This window comes from Rhodococcus sp. KBS0724 (assembly GCF_005938745.2).
In the GTDB taxonomy this organism is placed as follows: domain Bacteria; phylum Actinomycetota; class Actinomycetes; order Mycobacteriales; family Mycobacteriaceae; genus Rhodococcus_F.
Genome location: NZ_VCBX02000001.1, coordinates 65782 through 84144 on the forward strand (window position 1 = coordinate 65782; position 18363 = coordinate 84144).

Below are 18363 nucleotides of genomic sequence, written 5' to 3' on the forward strand. Positions count from 1 at the left end.
ACTCTCAATTCGGAGCGAAAATGGGCTGTAGCTGGGTAAAGTGTTCTTCGGGATATAGCCGTGGAAAGTTGTTACTGGACACCGAAAGGGCAAGACATGTCGGACGATGCCACGGCCGTGCAATTCATCGATGCCGGAGTGGCATCGTTGACAGAGAACTCGCGGGATTTTCTCCGACGTGGACTGCGAATTGACGACGTTGTCAATCAGGCAGGTTCGTCGTCGGCAACGTTCTTTCGGAAATTCAACAGTAAGGCGGTTTTTGTCGAGGCCGTGCTTACGCGGTTGAGCGAATCCAATTGGAACTCGACCGACGAGGTCAAGGACATGGTGCGTGACCAGTTGCGGGCCTGCGGCAATTCGCTCCGCCCGGCAGTCACCGCGCTGGTTGCCGAAGCGTTCCGCCCGTTGGTGGACCCATCTTCCGTAACCGAGAATCTCTTGTCTCATGTCTTTGCACGCAATCACAGAGGAACTGCGCAGGCCGTGAAGAATGATTACGTTCAGCGCGACGCTCTGGTTTTGGCCGCATATGAAGGCTTGTTCGAACAGGCCGACGCCACATTCCGGAGGCCGTTTACCGCAAGGTCCTTTGCAGCGGCATTCAATGCCATTCTCGATGGGTTCCGGATTCGGAGTCTGGCGGACCCCGAGTCCGTGTCCGCCACGGTTGTCTCCGATGCACTGTTCGCTTTTCTCGGGGCAGTGGTCGACACTTCCGGGCGCCACCAACATCTCGACGACATGGTCGGCAACGTTGATGCTCCTTCCTCACTCGGACCACTGCCCCGAGATCCCCGGGCAGCTATTCTTGCCGCTGCCCGGGGTGAATTCGGGAAACGCGGATATTTCATGACTCAGGTAGACGACATTGCAGATAACGCGGGTGTTCCACGCCCGACCGTCAAGAAACTCTTCCCAACCAAGCCTCATATTCTTGTTGCAGCGCTACAGGGGAGGGTGGACATTCTTCGAGAAACCGTTGCCGACGATGTGTTGATCGGCCTGGACGAGATCACAATCGTCGAGAATTACATGCTTCGATGTGCGCAACTCGCGACAGACGAGACCGAATTCATGGACGCCCTGTTGGTCGCAGTCGCCCACGACACGTACGGTGAGCCGGAAAGTTTGCTGTCACTGAAGACGCAGCTCAACCTTCCGGCCATCATCGCACCGGTTGTTCAGCAAGGTCAGGACATCGGGTTGTTCTCGACTATCGGCACACCGATAGACATCGCCGCCGGTTTGACGAACGCTCTCCTGCTGCGTTGTTTCACCCGGCGGACCGAGACCCCTGAGGACAACGCCACTTTTGTCGGTGGGCTGCTGCTGCGCGGGTTGACCAGACTCTGAACGAAATCCGTACGTGGATCACTGGGCCATGAGTGCGGTAAACGCTCGTTCGTCGAGTTCGTTCCATCGACCGGTGGAGTTGGCGCCGTCGCCGAGCAGGACCTGGTCCAGATCGAAGCGGTATCGACGCGACGGTAAGTTATTGCCGCACACCAACAACCGTGCCGCCAGTGCCGCGACGGACCCCGCCGCAGTGGCAGCGGTGCCCAACTGTGGCCATGATGGCAAAGTTCGACCGACCTGGGTGAGCGAGTATCGAGTTCTCGGAGTGACCTTGCTTCCGACAATCGCGTTGGCTATCCGCGCTCGATTCTCAGGATCGCGCAGTTGGTCGTCGGTCAATCCGACCAACTCCCCGGCGTTGCCGTGAAACGGGGGATAGTCGGGATCCAGATCATAGCGCTCGATATCGAGAATCACGTTGTCGCCGTTATCCGTGGCCATCACGACGGGTATGCCCTTTGCCCGTGCGCGCAGACGAATGGCGACTTTCATCGCGAGGTCGTCCATTTCCTCTACGAGTACCGACAAGGATGCGATCCCGTTGCCTCCCAGGAATCGGTCCGATTCGGTTTCCGAGTACCCGCGCGGGAAGGAATCTATGTCGGTGTAGGGGTCAGTTTCGAGTAGACGGCGTTGCGCAAGAGTCACTTTCGATTCTCCCAAGTCGCAGACGGACGCAGCTAGGCGATTGAGATTGCTGGGCCCCAATGTGTCAGGATCCGCGATGCGAAACCGACGCGCGCCTGTCAAAGAGCACACGGAGACAACCGACGATCCAACGCTGAGTCCAGCCACCCCGATCAATGCCCGACTCCACGCGTGTTGCTCGTCGTCGTCCAGCAGATATCGGTTTCGAGTGGTTCGCAGTCGGTAGAAGTTCTCAGCGTCAGGCAACCGGACGATTGCCGAACGCCACGGGTAGACGACGTACCGACTTGCGCATTCGACGGTGTGCTCGTCATTCCACCTGTTCGGATCGCCATCGCCAAACGAATCGACGACGGTCAACTCCGAGCGGGCGGATTCCCAACCGTCGACAAATCGTAGACCCGATTCGGGTTGTAACAGAGTTCGAATGCGGTCGGAGTCTTGTGTGGGATGCAGTATTTCGATCATCATGCGCCTACCTTTTCCACCTGCGTTTGCTTGATTTCGTATTGAAAGTCGCTGCTTCCGAACAGGCAAAAGTGCACATTGGGCTTTGCGCGGTCACCCAAAATCTGCACTAGTTCGCGGTATTCGCTGCTAGAGGCGGCAAGAGCCTCGACCACCGTTCGTCGAACCAGTTCAGCGCATGCGGTATTCCCACGCGTGTCCAGAGTCTTGTCGCGTCGCAATTCGACTCGCAGCTCCAATGTGTCGCGCAGGTCGGGGCCGGGTCGCCGAGCGAGTACAGATTTTCCGGTGATCGTGTCGACCAACTGCGGGTGCGACAGCGCGGCACGGATGGGTTCGGGATACAGATTGACCGCATAGAACGACATGGCGACGTCGGTACGCCGCTTCAGGACGATGAAACCCGCTCTTGCGGATGATGTTCGAAGATCCAGGTCGTGGCCGAGTTCGGCCAGATATCGACTGGTGTCGTGCTGGCTCAGAATTCGGCCGATGTCATTGATTCGGTAGCGGATCAGCGGAATCGTATTGTCGACCGTGAACAGAAAATGACCCTCCTCGTCGATTTCCGTGTAGCGATACGAAGGGTCGTATTCGACGAGAGTCGACGAGGCGGCAGCACCACCGAACAGGGCCTCGTCGACATCGTGATGTTCGAGGGCAAGACGGCGTAAGGAAATCGATGTTGGCGTCTCGTGCCCCATCATCCCTGCGTCGGCGGTGCCGTAGACAAGGCATATGTCTTGCGGGCGACCGGACTTACCGATCAGATCCAGCACGCCGTCGCGCCAGGATTCTCCGATGCTCTCGCCGGCAAGCAGCAACTTAAGGTCCTGGTTGAGGACCACCGGATCCGCGCCGTCGAGAACGTCACGGACGAATGGTGGATAGCCAGCGATGACGACTTGATCGTGGTGTTTGCCGAGCGTTGCGATGTTCTCACGAACCGTCTCGACGTCCACCCCGGGAGCTATGACGGACAACGGGAACCCACGCTGATTCAGTTCTTCCGCCGCGCGCAATGTATAGGTTCCACCGATCCAGTTGCCCATCGCGAAGCAGACAACGAGCAACGTCGATCGCTTGTCAGCATCGAATTGCCGCATGATGCGCCCATGGAGCGCAACGCTGTGTGCCAGAGATGCAGCGGACCGTGGCCAGTGCGTCGGCCGACCGGAGGATCCCGAGCTCGACGACCAGATTCGTGCCCCTGTGACATCGCCGCCAAGCATGAGATCTTTCAGCTCGTACGCAGCAATGTAGTTACTTTTCGAAGTGGTGGGAATTTTCGTGAAGTCGTCCACGCCACGGATCTCGTCTGGATCGAATCCTTGTTCTGACAAGAATTGTGTGTAGGCAGGTACGACGTCAACCGCACGCCGGAAAATGGCCAATGCGTGATCGGCGCCTGGTGAAGTGGGTGACGAACTGGTCGGATGCATCAGGGCGGGTCCTTTCGTGTGGCGAGTTCTGATGTCGCCGTGCACACGAGAGACCGAACCCCCGGAGCATCACCGGGAGCCGATGGATGCCGAGAATCGTGGGGTAGTCAGGACCGGAAATCGCCCATGTCAGTCGATCGGACTATTGAACGGACGGTCAACTGTGGTGCAAGGTTTTTTGACGCAGCAACCACAAACGAAGGAGTTCGATATGGCGGAATGCAGGAAGTGTCACAGGCCGGTTCATGACTGCTCGGCGTGCAACGGAGGACGAGCGAGCGGCATGTTCGGAAAGCTCACATGCAGCAAGTGCAACAACACCGGCTCGACGTGCAATGAACACGGCGGGTACTGGAAGTAGAGCCCTCGGAGGGCCGCCCCGTATCTTCTTGAGAGGAAGTTTCGTGCAGATTTTCCTGGCTTTTTTGATCGTCACGATAGTGGGTTTTGTTTCAGCACTTGCAGTTGGCGGCGGGGCGGCATTCTGGTTTGCCATCGCATGGTTTGTGGGCCTGGTGATCCTCAGTTTGGTTCTCGGCGCATACGCCAAACGGCAGATAGATGTAGTGCATTCCGCTGATCCCCCGACAATCCAACAAGTAATCGAAAGCCATTTCAGTGGGGTTGGATGGAAGAACGTCCAGGGCGATGGTTTGATGAACTTCCAGTCGCGAGGGATCGGGATCAATTCGTGGAACTCGAAGAACCCCGTAGTGTCAGTCAGCCTTTCGCCGACTGTCGACGGCGGCACTGAAGTGTCAATCTGGATGTCGGAGTGGGTGACTCGAACGGGAATTGTTTCTTCCTGTGACAGAGTTGTTTCCAAGCGATGGACTTTGCTGAGGAAGCTCGCAGCACTCGAAGGTGAGTCCGAGGTTCGGTTGTAGCAGGATTAGAAGGGCTGTGCATCATGGGAATGTTCTCCCGAACCAAGGCGCCGACTACCGACTGGGCCACGGAACGCATTGCGGCAGTTCCCAACTGGGCGACCCACCAAAGCCTGCGGCCCGGACTATCCGACGTGGCACAGGAATTGGTCGACAGCCACTCGGGAAGTTCCAACGCCATCGACGTGGACAAGGTTGTTCATGCAATCGTAAACATTGTGGAATCCCTTGCTGTAAAACACCTTCCGGACAACGCGGATGCGATCAGCGCAATCGTGCGTCGTCCCGGGCCTGAACGCGACGACATCTGGAATTACTTCACTCATTGCGCTGCCAAAGGTGTTGCGGTGTCGGAACATATCGGCGGGATTCTGGTCGGACCACAAATGGCCGAAACTTTCGAGACCATGGCCCGAGAAGGACATTTCTCGAAGTCCGGGAATGTCACTCCTGAAGGCCTGCCGATTCTGTCTCCGGATTCGAGTGACACGACAACGTTGAGTGACCCGGGACTCGGTGAGAATGACCCGATACAGATAGCGTTCGGGCTGATGTCCAGCGTTGGTTTGAGCCTCGTCGTCTACGGTCCGTCAGATCTGGCGAGTTGTTTCACTGCCGTCGCCGGCGTGATTCCCGCGTTCCGCGGTTCTGTGACGGATGGTGGATGGCTTGGATCGTTCTCGAGCATCGAGAACGTGTTGTGGTTCGGGATCGAGAGCGCAGACAGTTCTGCGATCATCGTTACCGTTCTGCCGGATGCGGACTCTGGGCGGGTGCTCCGTGAATTCGTCAATCCACTCGGCGCTCTGGATGGGTCATGGTTCACCGCCTTGGCGCAGAAAACATTGGTGCCCAGCACCTTTGCCGATATCTTCGGCAGGTCGGTTCATCGTCGGATTTGGCACCTTCCAGGTCTCGAACATCTCAGACCACACGATCACGGACCGATCGAGCTTTCGTGGGATTTCAAGCGCCGGTTGGTGGGGGCCGGGTGGGACTCTCTCGACGGTGACAACTACAAGAAGGACGTACCTTCTCCGGAAGGTTCTTCGATTGTGTATTTTGCGCCGTGGAGAGATAAACACTGCGTCTTTCTCGTGCTCGGGCCTTCGGAGAACGGGCAGATTCCCGAGAACCTGCGCGGTGTCGATCTGGACGACTGCCAGATCGGCGTCGAGTACGAACACACCACCTTGATCAAACCGCTGTATTCGTCACCCTCGTTGTCGGATGTGCAGGCTGCGACGGAGCGTGTCCTCGACCGGGCGAGGTTCCTGTTCTCGAGCGAGACATCCAGTGTGCCGGATATCTTGACGTTGACCAAAGGTGCGAACACTCCCGTCCGGGCGCCCCTGATTCGTGTTGCGCTTGCGTGGCACGGCAACCCAGCCGAAGCCAATGTGGATACGTCGGCACTGCTTCTCGGAGCACACGAGAGGGTGCAATCGGATAGTGATTTTGTCTTCTACAACCAGTCGGTTCATGCCACCGGCGCTGTGGTTTACGAGTCTCGCCAGGTAGCGAACGGTGTTGACGGTTGTGATTCCATCCGGATGGATTTATCCCGCGCGGCAACGTACACCGACAAGATCGTGATTGTCGGATCGATCGACCGTGGGCAGTTCTCGGGTCTTCGTGGTCTCCATGCGACCGTCGTCGATCTGAGTACCGGTCATCCTGTGATCAACTTTCCGATTGACGGACTCACGTCTGAAACCGCGTTGGTGGTCGGAGAGCTGTACCGCCGCAACGGTGAATGGAAGTTTCGGGCAGTGGGGCAAGGCTATGCCTCTGGTCTGCGCGGTGTCGCAACGGATTACGGAATCAATGTGGACTGAAGTGCCACCTGCGCTGCGTTGTAGCCGCCCATCCCGTGGACGCCGCCGCCCGGAGGAGTTGCGGACGAGCAGAGGAAGACGCCTGGAACCCCGGTGGCATAAGGGTCCAACCCGAATCTGGGGCGGGCGATGATCTGTCTCGGGGTGTTTGCACCCGCAGAAATGTCGCCACCCACGTAATTGGGGTTGTAGGCCGCCATTTGCGGGACAGTGCGAACGTGCACCCCGACGATCCGGTCTCGGAAGCCCGGCGCGAAGCGTTCGATCTGCCGAGTGACGGACTCGGTGACGTCACCTGAATATCCATGCGGGACATGTGCATACGACCACAGGGGATGGATATCTCCCACTGATCGTGACGGGTCGGCCAGGAATTGCTGACCGACGAGAATGAATGGTGCGGAAGGCATTTCACCCCGGGCGGTCTGGCGCTCGACGGCGGCGATTTCCGGCATCGAGCCGGCGAGGTGCAGGGTGCCGGCTTTCCGGGCGTGCGGATTTGTCCACGGTACGACGCTTCCGTCTGAGTCACCGCGCACGGCGTAGTCGACTTTGTAGGCGGCTGGTCCGTAGCGGTAGCGACGGTAGGCGCGCGCAATGCGATCGGGCTGATGACCGTCGAGGAGTCGTGCCGCGGCGTCGGGTGCGAGGTCGAGCATCACGATGTCGTAGCCGGCCAATGAGGAGAAGTCGGTGACCCAGTTCCCGGTTTCGATCGTGTCGCCGAGGCTGCGCAGAATGGAGGCCAGAGCAGCGGCAATTGCGCCGGACCCGCCTCGGGCGACCGGCCAGCCATGTGCGTGGGCTCCGGCGGTGAGTATCAGTCCGCCTGCGCTGGACAGTGGGGTGTTCAGCGTCCCGAACATGTGGGCGGCATTGCCACCGAACAGTGCCTGGGCTTGCGGGGTCTTCCACATTCGCGCGAAGCCAGTTGCCGGAAGAATCGCGCCGGCGCCGAACCTGGCCAGTGTCAGCGGATGCTTCGGGACGTGGATGATCGGTTGAAAGACGTCCTGAACCAACGCGTCGAAGTGCTCCGAGAGATACCCGAACACAGAGCGCCACCGTTTACCGTCGACGCCCATCGCGTCGACGGTTCGGTTGATATCGCGCCACAGAACCCCAGCGGTGCCGTCGTCGAGTGGATGGACCAGATCGATTTCGGGCCAGAGCCACTCCAATCCGTGATCGGCGAAACCGAATTCCCGGTCGAGGCCGCGGAAGAACGGTGATGCCAGTGCGGTGGGGTGGAAGGCCGCGCAGTCGTCGTGGATGAGTCCGTCGACGATGTATTCGCTGCTGCGGGTGCCGCCGCCGATTTTGTCGGCGCCTTCGATGACGTGGACCGCGATTCCGTGTCGGGCGAGTTCGATTGCCGCTGCCAGTCCGTTGGGGCCGCTGCCCACGACCACCGCTGTTGTCATGCGGCTGAGCGTACGTAATTCACAGCGTCCGTAAATCGCAGGGAGCGTAGGGAAATCACACGAATGAGATTCCGTTAACAATTGATGCCACCACAGGCCTTGGTTGATCGATCAACTTTTGCTAAAGTTTCAGACACACTGGCCGCAGCTGATCTTTATCGCTGCGGCCAGTTGTTGCATTTATCGCACTTTTAGGCCGGTTGCCTGGGGATTCGGTATCCTGTGAAGCGGAACTTCTCTGCACGAACGCAGCCCTGAATCTTTCCGAGGCGCTCTCGGGCGTCCTGCATCGCCGCAGTTCAGAGCAAATATAGGGCTACCTTAGTTGCGCGCATGCTGGGGTTCTGAATTATCGTTTTCGTTACACGGTTGACTCGCAGAAGTTTCAACCGACTGTGCCGGTCACATCGTCGTGCCGGTGCTGCGGACTTGCATTGCAAGTTGATGACCATCAGCGTTGCTGGTCGTCGGTGCATCTTTATGGCATACGAAGGCTGGGTATGAAGCAACTTCCAGGCCCCCAGGGCCTCTATCACCCGTCCAATGAGCACGACTCCTGTGGAGTCGCATTTGTTGTCGACATGAAGGGTCGCCGCAGTCGCGACATCGTCGAAAAGGCGATTACCGCTCTGGTGAACCTCGAGCATCGCGGCGCGGCCGGCTCCGAACCCAACACGGGTGACGGTGCGGGCATCCTCCTGCAGGTACCCGACAAGTTCTTCCGGGCTGTCGTGGACTTCCCGCTGCCCGCCGAAGGCGCGTACGCAACGGGTATCGCGTTCCTGCCGCAGGGCGACGCCGAAGCGCACGAGGCTGCTGCCGCGGTCGAGAAGATCGTCGTCGACGAGGGCCTGACGGTTCTCGGTTGGCGCGAGGTCGGAACCGACGACTCGTCGCTCGGCGCATTGGCGCGCGATGCGATGCCGACGTTCCGCCAGATCTTCATCGGTTCCGAGGGTGACAAGTTCACAGGCATGGACCTCGAGCGTCGTGCCTACGTCGTGCGTAAGCGCACCGAGCACGAGCTCGGCAGTTCGGGCGCCGGCAAGGGCGGCCCGGGTAGCGAGACGGTGTACTTCCCCAGCCTCTCCGGCCAGACCTTCGTATACAAGGGCATGCTCACCACCCCGCAGCTCAAGGGTTTCTACCTGGACCTGCAGGACGATCGTGTCGAGAGTGCGTTGGGCCTCGTCCACTCGCGCTTCTCCACCAACACGTTCCCGTCGTGGCCGCTGGCGCACCCGTTCCGCCGGGTCGCACACAACGGTGAGATCAACACCGTCACCGGCAACGAGAACTGGATGCGCGCTCGCGAGTCCCTCATCGACAGCGACGTCTTCGGTGGCCGCGAGAACCTCGAGAAGATCTTCCCGATCTGCACCCAGGGCGCATCCGACACCGCTCGTTTCGACGAGGTTCTCGAGATGTTGCACCTCGCCGGCCGCAGCCTGCCGCACGCAGTTCTCATGATGATCCCGGAAGCCTGGGAGAAGCACGAGAGCATGGACCCCGCTCGTCGGGCGTTCTACGAGTACCACTCGGCTCTCATGGAGCCTTGGGACGGACCGGCCTCGGTGTGCTTCACCGACGGCACCGTCATCGGCGCTGTGCTGGACCGCAACGGTCTGCGTCCTTCGCGTCTGTGGATCACCGAGGACGGCCTTGTCGTCATGGCGTCGGAGGTCGGCGTTCTTCCGATCGATCCGTCCACAGTGGTCAAGAAGGTCCGCCTGCAGCCCGGCCGCATGTTCCTCGTGGACACAGCCCAGGGCCGGATCATCAGCGACGACGAACTGAAGTCGGAACTCGCCGCAGAGCATCCGTACCAGCAGTGGATCGACGAAGGTCTCATCCACATGGACGATCTGCCGGATCGCCCGTACACGTACATGTCGCACGAGCGTGTCGTGCTGCGTCAGCAGCTCTTCGGTTTCACCAACGAAGAGGTCAACCTGCTCGTCAAGCCGATGGCCCTCTCCGGTGCCGAGGCTCTGGGCTCGATGGGTACCGACACCCCGATCGCCGTGCTCTCCGCACGCCCTCGGATGCTGTTCGACTACTTCTCGCAGCTGTTCGCTCAGGTCACCAACCCGCCGCTCGACGCTATTCGTGAAGAGGTTGTCACCAGCCTCGGTGCCACGCTCGGCCCCGAGGGCGACCTGCTGCACCCGAGCGCTGATTCCTGCAAGCAGATCGCGCTCCCGCAGCCGATCCTGCACAACGACGATCTGTCGAAGCTCGTTCACGTCAACGACGACGGCGAATTCCCCGGCTTCCGCAGTGTTGTCATCCGTGGCCTGTACCCCGTCAAGGAAGGCGGCGACGGTATCCGTCGTGCGCTCGACGGCATCAAGTACCAGGTTTCGCAGGCAATCGCGGGTGGCGCACGCCTCGTCGTGCTCTCGGACCGTGAGTCCACCGAGGATTACGCACCGATCCCGTCGCTGCTCCTGACCTCGGCCGTGCACCACCACCTGGTTCGTGAGAAGTCGCGCACCAAGGTCGGTCTCATCGTCGAGGCCGGCGACGCCCGCGAGGTGCACCACATGGCGCTCCTCATCGGCTTCGGTGCTGCCGCAGTCAACCCGTACATGGCTTTCGAGACCATCGACGAGTTCCTGCAGAACAAGGAACTCGAGGGTCTGACCCTCGAGAAGGGCATCGCCAACTACATCAAGGCTGCCGGCAAGGGTGTCCTGAAGGTGATGTCCAAGATGGGCATCTCGACGCTGGCGTCGTACACCGGTGCTCAGCTGTTCCAGGTCATCGGCCTGTCGCAGGAGCTGACGGACGAGTACTTCACCGGTCTGCAGTCGCAGCTCGGCGGTATCGGCCTCGATCAGATTGCTGCCGATGTAGCTGCGCGTCACCGCGTCGCGTACCTCGACCGTCCGGAAGAGCGCGCTCACCGCGAGCTCGAGGTCGGCGGCGAGTACCAGTGGCGTCGTGAGGGCGAGTACCACCTGTTCAACCCGGACACGGTCTTCAAGCTCCAGCACGCAACTCGCACCGGCCAGTACGAGGTGTTCAAGGAGTACACGACTCTGGTCAACGACCAGTCGGAGCGCCTTGCGGCTCTGCGTGGTCTGTTCGACTTCAACATCGGCAAGCGGCCGTCGATTTCCATCGACGAGGTCGAGCCGGCCAGCGAGATCGTCAAGCGTTTCTCGACGGGTGCGATGAGCTACGGCTCCATCTCCGCCGAGGCTCACGAGACGCTCGCTATCGCGATGAACCGTCTGGGCGCTCGCTCCAATTCCGGTGAGGGCGGCGAACATCCGTCACGCTTCACGCCGGACGAGAACGGCGATTCGCGTCGCAGTGCGATCAAGCAGGTTGCGTCGGGACGCTTCGGTGTCACGTCGCACTACCTGAGCAACTGCACCGACATCCAGATCAAGATGGCGCAGGGAGCCAAGCCCGGTGAGGGCGGCCAGCTTCCGGCTCACAAGGTGTACCCGTGGGTGGCCGAGGTTCGGCACTCCACGCCTGGCGTCGGACTGATTTCGCCGCCGCCGCACCACGACATCTACTCGATCGAGGATCTCGCTCAGCTGATCCACGACCTGAAGAATGCAAACCCGCAGGCCCGCATCCACGTGAAGCTGGTCTCCGAGGTCGGCGTCGGAACCGTCGCGGCCGGTGTCTCCAAGGCACACGCCGACGTCGTTCTGATCTCCGGTCACGACGGTGGCACCGGTGCCACCCCGCTGACCTCCGTCAAGCACGCCGGCGCACCGTGGGAGCTCGGCCTCGCCGAGACCCAGCAGACGTTGCTGCTCAACGGTCTTCGTGACCGCATCGTCGTGCAGGTCGACGGCCAGCTCAAGACGGGTCGCGACGTTGTCGTTGCTGCTCTGCTCGGCGGCGAGGAGTTCGGTTTTGCCACCGCACCGCTGGTGGTCTCGGGCTGCATCATGATGCGCGTCTGCCATCTCGACACCTGCCCCGTCGGTGTTGCGACGCAGAACCCGGTGCTGCGCAAGCGTTTCAGTGGCAAGCCGGAATTCGTCGAGAACTTCTTCATGTTCATCGCCGAAGAGGTTCGCGAGCTTCTCGCGGAACTCGGTTTCCGCACGCTGCTCGAAGCAGTCGGCCAGGTCGACATGCTGGACACCACGCGCGCCCTCGATCACTGGAAGGGAAGCAAGGCAGGCAATCTCGATCTGTCGCCGATCCTCACCCAGGTCGAGTCCGCGTTCATGGACCAGGACGTCCACTGCACCGGAACGCAGGATCACGGCCTCGACAAGGCACTCGATCAGCAGTTGATCGTGTCGGCACGCAACGCACTCGACAAGGGTGAGCCGGTCGCATTCGAGTCCGCGATCACCAACGTCAACCGCACGGTCGGCACCATGCTCGGCCACGAGGTCACCAAGGCGTTCGGCGGAGAGGGCTTGCCCGACAACACCATCGACATCACGTTCACCGGTTCCGCCGGTAACAGCTTCGGTGCGTTCGTGCCCCGCGGCATGACCCTGCGCCTGAACGGCGACGCCAACGACTTCGTCGGCAAGGGTCTCTCGGGTGGACGCATCGTCGTACGCCCGCCGCTCAATGCAGCGGAAGGCTTTGTCGCCGAGGACAACATCATCGGTGGCAACGTGATCCTGTTCGGCGCCACCAGCGGCGAGGCTCTGCTTCGCGGTGTGGTCGGCGAACGCTTCGCAGTCCGTAACTCCGGCGCCACTGCCGTCGTCGAGGGTGTGGGCGATCATGGTTGCGAGTACATGACGGGTGGAAAGGTGGTCATCCTCGGAGCCACCGGACGTAACTTCGGTGCCGGTATGTCCGGCGGCGTCGCGTACATCTACAACCCCGACAGGGCATTCGAGAAGAACCTCAACACCGAACTGGTGGACCTCGAGGATCTTTCGGGCGACGACTTCACCTGGTTGAAGAGCGCCATCGAACGTCATCGCGACGAAACCGGTTCCGAGGTTGCGACACGCATCCTCGCGGACTGGTCGCAGCAGGTGGGTCACTTCGCAAAGGTGATGCCCCGCGACTACAAGAAGGTTCTTTTGGCCATCGCGGCCGCAGAGAAGGATGGCAAGAACGTGGACGAGGCAGTGATGGAGGCAGCTCGTGGGTGATCCAAGCGGCTTCATGAAGCACACGTCCCGCGAACTTCCGGTTCGCCGGCCGGTGCCGTTGCGCCTGCTCGACTGGAAAGAGGTCTACGAGGAGTTCCCGAAGGAAACCCTCAAGACCCAGGCCAGCCGTTGCATGGACTGCGGAATTCCGTTCTGCCATAACGGTTGCCCTCTCGGAAACTTGATTCCCGAGTGGAACGACCTGGTGTACAAGGACCACTGGCACGACGCGATCGAGCGTTTGCATGCGACCAACAACTTCCCGGAGTTCACCGGTCGCCTGTGCCCAGCACCTTGTGAGGCGTCCTGTGTTCTGGGCATCAACCAGGATCCGGTCACCATCAAGCAGGTCGAGGTCGAGATCATCGACAAGGCCTTCGACGAGGGATGGGTCAAGCCGGTTCGCGCGGCGCGTTCCACCAACAAGCGCGTCGCCGTTGTCGGCAGTGGTCCGGCCGGTCTGGCTGCAGCGCAGCAGCTGACGCGTGCCGGTCACGCAGTGACGGTCTTCGAGCGGGCAGACCGCATCGGTGGCCTGCTGCGCTACGGCATCCCCGAGTTCAAGATGGAGAAGCGTCACATCGACCGCCGTCTCGAGCAGATGGAAGCCGAAGGCACCGTCTTCAAGACCAACGTCAATGTGGGCGTGGATATCACGGCTGACGAACTGCGCGAGCAGTTCGACGCCGTGGTTCTCGCCGGCGGCGCCACCGCAGCTCGCGACCTGCCGATCCCAGGCCGCGAACTCGACGGCATCCACCAGGCGATGGAGTACCTCCCGATCGCCAACCGCGTTCAGCTCGGTGACCTCGATGCTCCGACCATCGATGCAAAGGGCAAGAAGGTTGTCATCATCGGTGGCGGCGACACCGGCGCCGACTGCCTCGGTACCTCGCACCGTCAGGGCGCTGCCAGCGTCCATCAGTTCGAGATCATGCCGCGCCCCCCGGAGACTCGCGCATCGCAGACTCCGTGGCCGACATACCCGTTGATGTACCGCGTGGCTTCGGCTCACGAAGAGGGCGGCGAGCGCCTGTTCTCCGTCAACACCGAGAAGTTTGTCGGTGAAGACGGCAAGGTCACCGGCCTCAAGGCTCACGAGGTCGAGATGAAGTCGGGTCGCTTCGAGAAGGTCGAGGGCTCGGACTTCGAGCTCGAGGCTGACCTCGTGTTCCTGGCCATGGGCTTCGTCGGACCCGAAAAGCCGGGTCTGCTCACCGATCTCGGTGTCGACCTGAACGAGCGTGGCAACGTGGCCCGCACGTCCAAGTGGAACACGAACGTCGACGGCGTCTTCGTAGCCGGCGACATGGGCCGCGGCCAGTCCCTGATCGTCTGGGCAATCGCCGAGGGACGTTCCGCAGCAGCTGCTGTGGACACGTACCTCGAGGGTGAGACGGCGCTTCCGGCTCCGATCCTCCCGACGGCGGCTCCGCAGCGCTAGTCGCACGAGACATACAAAACCGCACCCCACCACAACGGTGGGGTGCGGTTTTGTATGTGGACGACAAAAGCGCACGTTCGTAGCCACACCCTGGACCACGTTCAACCGCTATGCTGCTCAGATATCTGCGGTGAGTACAGGGGCCCGCCTGATTGGATACGGGGTTTTTGATGGGTGCGAAGCGCTTCGTTGCGATGTTGTCGGTTGTTGCGGCCGCCGGTGTAGTGCAGGCCGTCGGCGCACCGACGGCATCCGCAGCGCCTTGCCCCGAACTGTATGTCGTGGCGATTCCGGGAACGTGGGAGCCGTCAGGCGCTTCGCCCGGTGCAGGCATGCTCGCGCCGGTCACCAGCGGCCTCCCGTCGTCGGTACGCACCGACTACGTCACGTACTCGGCTACCGCCTTCCCGTGGGAATCAAATGTCTACGCCAGGTCGAAGAAGCAGGCCGTCGACAATGCGCGCGGCATGATCGGGGCGATGGCTGCATCGTGCGGTGACACTCGATTCGCGATAGTCGGGTACAGCCAGGGCGCCGACGCGGCCGGAGACCTCGCCGCCGAAATCGGGACGGGCATCGGTGTCGTACCGCCCAATCGTGTTGCCGGAGTCGGTCTGCTGTCCGATCCGCGTCGATCCGAGTCCGATGCGTTGGTCGGTCCCTGGGTTGGCGGAAACGGCGCCAGTGGTGCTCGCATCGGCGGATTCGGTTGGCTGTCAGCCGATACCGTCACTCTCTGTGCTGCGGGCGATCTGTACTGCTCGACGCCCGAAGATGATTTTGTGATGCGTCTGGCCGGATTCATGGCGCAGGTTTCCGATCCGACTCCGGCAACGGCCCTCTCGTTGCGTGACGAAGCAGCTGTGATCGTGCGTGACTTGATCACTGCGGGTGGACTTCCCGCACTCATGGCGCAACTTGATCCCGGCGCCAACAGCCGACGTGTCGATCAGTTGGTCGATTTCTACGGATCGCAGGTCCATACCGACTACACCCGTTACGTGGTCGACGGTTCGGGCACAACGGCTACGTCGTGGCTGCATAACTGGCTGGCGGGTAAAGCCTGATATCAGCAGTACGTGTTTTCTGCTGTCTCCACATAGATTTCGGCGATTCGCGCTGACGGCATCGGCGTGATCTGGGCATAGACGTCGCCAACTGCCTTGAATTCTGCGAGTACCTCGGATCGCGGCATGCCCTGGGCGATGGCGTTGCAGGTACCGTCGGCGTAGAGGATCTCGGCGGAGTCCATGCCGCTCGGCGGGATTCCCGCCAGTCGCAGTGCTGCGAGGTAGCGCTGACCCCGTTCACCGGCTCCGGCAACAATTTCGTCCGGTGAGCGTGCGTCGATCGGGGTATTTGCTTCGACAGCTGCCGGAGGTGCACTCGGCAGTGCCGGCGATTCGAGTGTGCCAGCTTCGAGTGTGCCGGGTTCGACGGTACTAGGCTGCTGCGCTTCGACCGCAGGCGTCGAGGTGGGAGAAGCCGCAGGGGCGGTCGTCGTCGATGTTGCTGCGCTCGCCGACGCGACGCCTGTTGCCGAACTCATTGTCTCGGTGGCTGATTCGTCACTGCAGGCACTGAGGAGCAGGCCGCTCGCGGCAAGGCACGCAATCAGGTGTTTGGTGTTCATCGCTCCTGAGTGTGACACACCGTATCGGATAAATCGTACATTTTAAGGAAATTTCCTTGGGGCTATTTTCGACTCGAAACTGTGTGATATACATCTGTCCAGGTTGTTACTTGTGAGTAAGAACACTCCACTGCGTTTGGTTCTGGCAGTCGACTACACAAGCAGCGACTGTCACTCCCACACGATTCGAAGGAGTCTCAGTGCACAACTCTCGGAAGAATTCCCGTGCTCGCCGCATCGGCGTACGCGCAGCAGTAATCGCCGGAACTGCCGGTACCGTGCTGGCAATGGCGGCGCCCATGGCGTCAGCTGACCCCGTTGCAGAGTCGATTCCCGGCGCCGCTGTGTGTCCGGCGACCGCCGAATCCTGTGTGTCTGTCGTGGTCAACAGCGGGACTTTCGAAAACAACGGCTTCAACCTGCCCATCGGTGACGGCGACATGATCATCGCTGCAGAAGCCGGTTCGGGGGTAGGCGATGAGACCGTTCTCTTGCCACGCGACGACGGTCATTTCGGTGTTTACGCCAAGCCGATGACTGTGCCAGGCGGAGTGCTCGGTATCGATCTGCCCTTCAACAATCTGTTCGGGCTGGCGGCAGTCACCGCTGAGGTGCAGGCGGTGGACGTGCCTGTTTTCAACGATCTGATCACCAACATGGACATCAGCCTGCCGGTTCGGATGAAGATCAACAACGCCTTCCTGGGCAACAACTGCTACTTGGGATCCGAGGCAGCGCCGGTGAACTTCCATCTCACGCCTACGGCCGACTCCAGCCCAGCTTTCGAGGTATTGCCGTCCGGTTCGTTGAAGGTCAGCCCCGTCAAGAGCGCGACAACCGACTTCGCTATTCCGGCTGCCAGTGGTTGTGGCCCGTTCGGTGTGTTGAATCCGATCGTCAATTGGCGAGCCAAGACGCCCGCAACTTCGGGAACGTCGCTCAATACCGTGTCGACGGCATACCTGTACCCGGGTGGTATCGACGGCAGTGATCCGCTTGACGATCTCGGTGGCGGAACGGGCTCACTCGGATCGAGTGGCAGCTCGGGCTCTTAGTATGCCGCACCTTCACGCCTCAATTCTTCTGCCGACCTGGCAGATTGGCCGCATCTGTGGCTGAAGTTCCACAATTCCAAAGGATAATGTAGTGCAGAATTCAGTAAAGAGTTCGCGGGCAAAGCGATTCGGTGTCCGCGTCGCAGTCGTAGCCGGTAGTGCCGGCACCGTACTTGCCCTGGCGGCACCGATGGTATCTGCGCAGGAGGCCCTCCCGCCGATTCCCGGCGCTGCGGTGTGTAACGACACTGTAGGTGCGCAGGTATGTTTGACCGTCGACGTCCTGAATGGAGCGTTCGACAACAACGGATTCAACCTGCCGATCAAAGCTGGGGACATGATCATCACGTCAGCCTTGGATGAGACCGCTGACGGCGCTGTCTTCACTCCTCGCGCTGATGGGCACAACGGTTTGTATGCCAAGCCCATGACAGTGCCGGGCGGGGTGCTCGGTATCGATCTGCCGTTCAACAATCTGTTCGGGTTGGCGGGTGTCACGGCTGAGGTGAAGGCGGTCGCGGCTCCGTCGTTCAACGGTGACCTGATGGATTTCGACATCAGTCTGCCCGTCAAGATGAAGATCAACAACGCCTTCCTGGGCAACAACTGCTACCTGGGGTCCGAGGCGGAACCGGTGAATTTCCGTCTGAAGAACGCGAATCCGGACGAAGCGCCGGAGTTCGAGGCAATTGACACGGCGGTGAAGTTCCTCGGCATCGAGAACGTTGCCGAAGATTTTGCCATTCCGAAGGCGAGTGGTTGCGGCCCGTTCGGCGTCCTGAATCCGATCGTCAACTGGCGTGCAAAAACACCTGCCACGGCAGGCACGTCTCTGGCGACTACGTCCGACGCCTACATCTTCACTCCTGGCTTCGAGGGTAGCGATCCGCTCGACGATCTCGGCGGTGGAACGGGTTCCCTGGGGTCGAGCGGTAGCTCGGGGTCCTGACCCCTTCGTGCGGTTGCTTCACATTTGCCCATAGCTCAGTATTGTCAGCGGCAAGACCATTGCCGGCTGTTCACTACTTATGGGAGATTCGCCGATGAATCATGTTCGAGTTCTGTC

12 protein-coding genes are annotated in these 18363 nt (G+C 60.6%); 8 read left to right on the forward strand and 4 right to left on the reverse strand.

The window, feature by feature from the left end; translation table 11 throughout:
* The first annotated feature begins 96 nt into the window (after nucleotides 1–96).
* Nucleotides 97–1356, forward strand: coding sequence for a TetR/AcrR family transcriptional regulator (locus FFI94_RS00305; RefSeq protein ID WP_138871236.1), 1260 nt, complete (start codon nucleotides 97–99; stop codon nucleotides 1354–1356).
* An 18-nt stretch (nucleotides 1357–1374) separates the two neighbouring features.
* Here the strand turns inward: FFI94_RS00305 and FFI94_RS00310 are convergent, their stop codons facing one another.
* Entirely contained in the window at nucleotides 1375–2478 is a 1104-nt protein-coding gene (locus tag FFI94_RS00310; protein ID WP_313905492.1) for a ThiF family adenylyltransferase, read from the reverse strand.
* The gene (locus FFI94_RS00315; RefSeq protein WP_138871237.1) at nucleotides 2475–3917 is read right to left on the reverse strand and encodes a phenylacetate--CoA ligase family protein; all 1443 of its coding nucleotides are present in this window, start codon (nucleotides 3915–3917) and stop codon (nucleotides 2475–2477) included. Before FFI94_RS00315 ends, FFI94_RS00310 begins: the two co-directional genes overlap by 4 nt.
* 404 nt (nucleotides 3918–4321) lie before the next feature.
* Between FFI94_RS00315 and FFI94_RS00320 the strand changes: the two genes are divergently transcribed.
* Entirely contained in the window at nucleotides 4322–4804 is a 483-nt protein-coding gene (locus FFI94_RS00320) for a hypothetical protein (RefSeq protein ID WP_138871238.1), read from the forward strand.
* A 23-nt stretch (nucleotides 4805–4827) separates the two neighbouring features.
* Complete coding sequence (locus FFI94_RS00325; RefSeq protein WP_138871239.1) at nucleotides 4828–6642, forward strand: TerD family protein; 1815 nt, start codon at nucleotides 4828–4830, stop codon at nucleotides 6640–6642.
* On the opposite strand, the gene FFI94_RS00330 is transcribed toward FFI94_RS00325, so the two are convergent.
* Nucleotides 6621–8066: an NAD(P)/FAD-dependent oxidoreductase gene (locus tag FFI94_RS00330; RefSeq protein ID WP_138871240.1), complete on the reverse strand. Its 1446-nt coding sequence runs from the start codon at nucleotides 8064–8066 to the stop codon at nucleotides 6621–6623. The genes FFI94_RS00325 and FFI94_RS00330 overlap by 22 nt on opposite strands.
* 500 nt (nucleotides 8067–8566) lie before the next feature.
* On the opposite strand from FFI94_RS00330, the gene gltB reads away from it, so the two are divergent.
* The 3 genes from gltB to FFI94_RS00345 all read left to right on the forward strand — a co-directional run bounded on the left by gltB (nucleotide 8567) and on the right by FFI94_RS00345 (nucleotide 15676).
* On the forward strand, nucleotides 8567–13165 hold the full coding sequence (gene gltB / locus FFI94_RS00335) for a glutamate synthase large subunit (RefSeq protein ID WP_138871241.1): 4599 nt from the start codon (nucleotides 8567–8569) through the stop codon (nucleotides 13163–13165).
* The gene (locus FFI94_RS00340) at nucleotides 13158–14609 is read left to right on the forward strand and encodes a glutamate synthase subunit beta (protein ID WP_138871242.1); all 1452 of its coding nucleotides are present in this window, start codon (nucleotides 13158–13160) and stop codon (nucleotides 14607–14609) included. The genes gltB and FFI94_RS00340 overlap by 8 nt, the downstream gene beginning before the upstream one ends.
* A 170-nt stretch (nucleotides 14610–14779) precedes the next feature.
* A complete protein-coding gene (locus FFI94_RS00345) occupies nucleotides 14780–15676 on the forward strand; it encodes a cutinase family protein (RefSeq protein ID WP_138871243.1) in 897 nt (298 codons plus the stop codon).
* A gap of 2 nt (nucleotides 15677–15678) precedes the next feature.
* Here the strand turns inward: FFI94_RS00345 and FFI94_RS00350 are convergent, their stop codons facing one another.
* Nucleotides 15679–16242 carry a DUF732 domain-containing protein gene (locus FFI94_RS00350; protein ID WP_138871244.1) on the reverse strand — a complete coding sequence of 188 codons (564 nt, stop codon included), beginning with the start codon at nucleotides 16240–16242 and terminating at the stop codon, nucleotides 15679–15681.
* A 200-nt stretch (nucleotides 16243–16442) separates the two neighbouring features.
* On the opposite strand from FFI94_RS00350, the gene FFI94_RS00355 reads away from it, so the two are divergent.
* Both FFI94_RS00355 and FFI94_RS00360 read left to right on the forward strand, forming a co-directional pair.
* On the forward strand, nucleotides 16443–17297 hold the full coding sequence (locus FFI94_RS00355) for a hypothetical protein (RefSeq protein ID WP_138871245.1): 855 nt from the start codon (nucleotides 16443–16445) through the stop codon (nucleotides 17295–17297).
* Between the two features lie 91 nt (nucleotides 17298–17388).
* Nucleotides 17389–18246 (forward strand): hypothetical protein, encoded by an 858-nt coding sequence (locus FFI94_RS00360; RefSeq protein ID WP_138871246.1) that lies wholly within the window; start codon nucleotides 17389–17391, stop codon nucleotides 18244–18246.
* Nucleotides 18247–18363: the final 117 nt, after the last annotated feature.

What these genes read in the sequence shown, in the direction of transcription:
- FFI94_RS00305 (WP_138871236.1), top strand. Translation starts at nt 97, where the DNA reads ATGTCGGACGATGCCACGGCCGTGCAATTCATCGATGCCGGAGTGGCA.
- FFI94_RS00310 (WP_313905492.1), bottom strand. Translation starts at nt 2,478, where the DNA reads ATGATGATCGAAATACTGCATCCCACACAAGACTCCGACCGCATTCGA.
- FFI94_RS00315 (WP_138871237.1), bottom strand. Translation starts at nt 3,917, where the DNA reads ATGCATCCGACCAGTTCGTCACCCACTTCACCAGGCGCCGATCACGCA.
- FFI94_RS00325 (WP_138871239.1), top strand. Translation starts at nt 4,828, where the DNA reads ATGGGAATGTTCTCCCGAACCAAGGCGCCGACTACCGACTGGGCCACG.
- FFI94_RS00330 (WP_138871240.1), bottom strand. Translation starts at nt 8,066, where the DNA reads ATGACAACAGCGGTGGTCGTGGGCAGCGGCCCCAACGGACTGGCAGCG.
- gltB (WP_138871241.1), top strand. Translation starts at nt 8,567, where the DNA reads ATGAAGCAACTTCCAGGCCCCCAGGGCCTCTATCACCCGTCCAATGAG.
- FFI94_RS00345 (WP_138871243.1), top strand. Translation starts at nt 14,780, where the DNA reads ATGGGTGCGAAGCGCTTCGTTGCGATGTTGTCGGTTGTTGCGGCCGCC.
- FFI94_RS00350 (WP_138871244.1), bottom strand. Translation starts at nt 16,242, where the DNA reads ATGAACACCAAACACCTGATTGCGTGCCTTGCCGCGAGCGGCCTGCTC.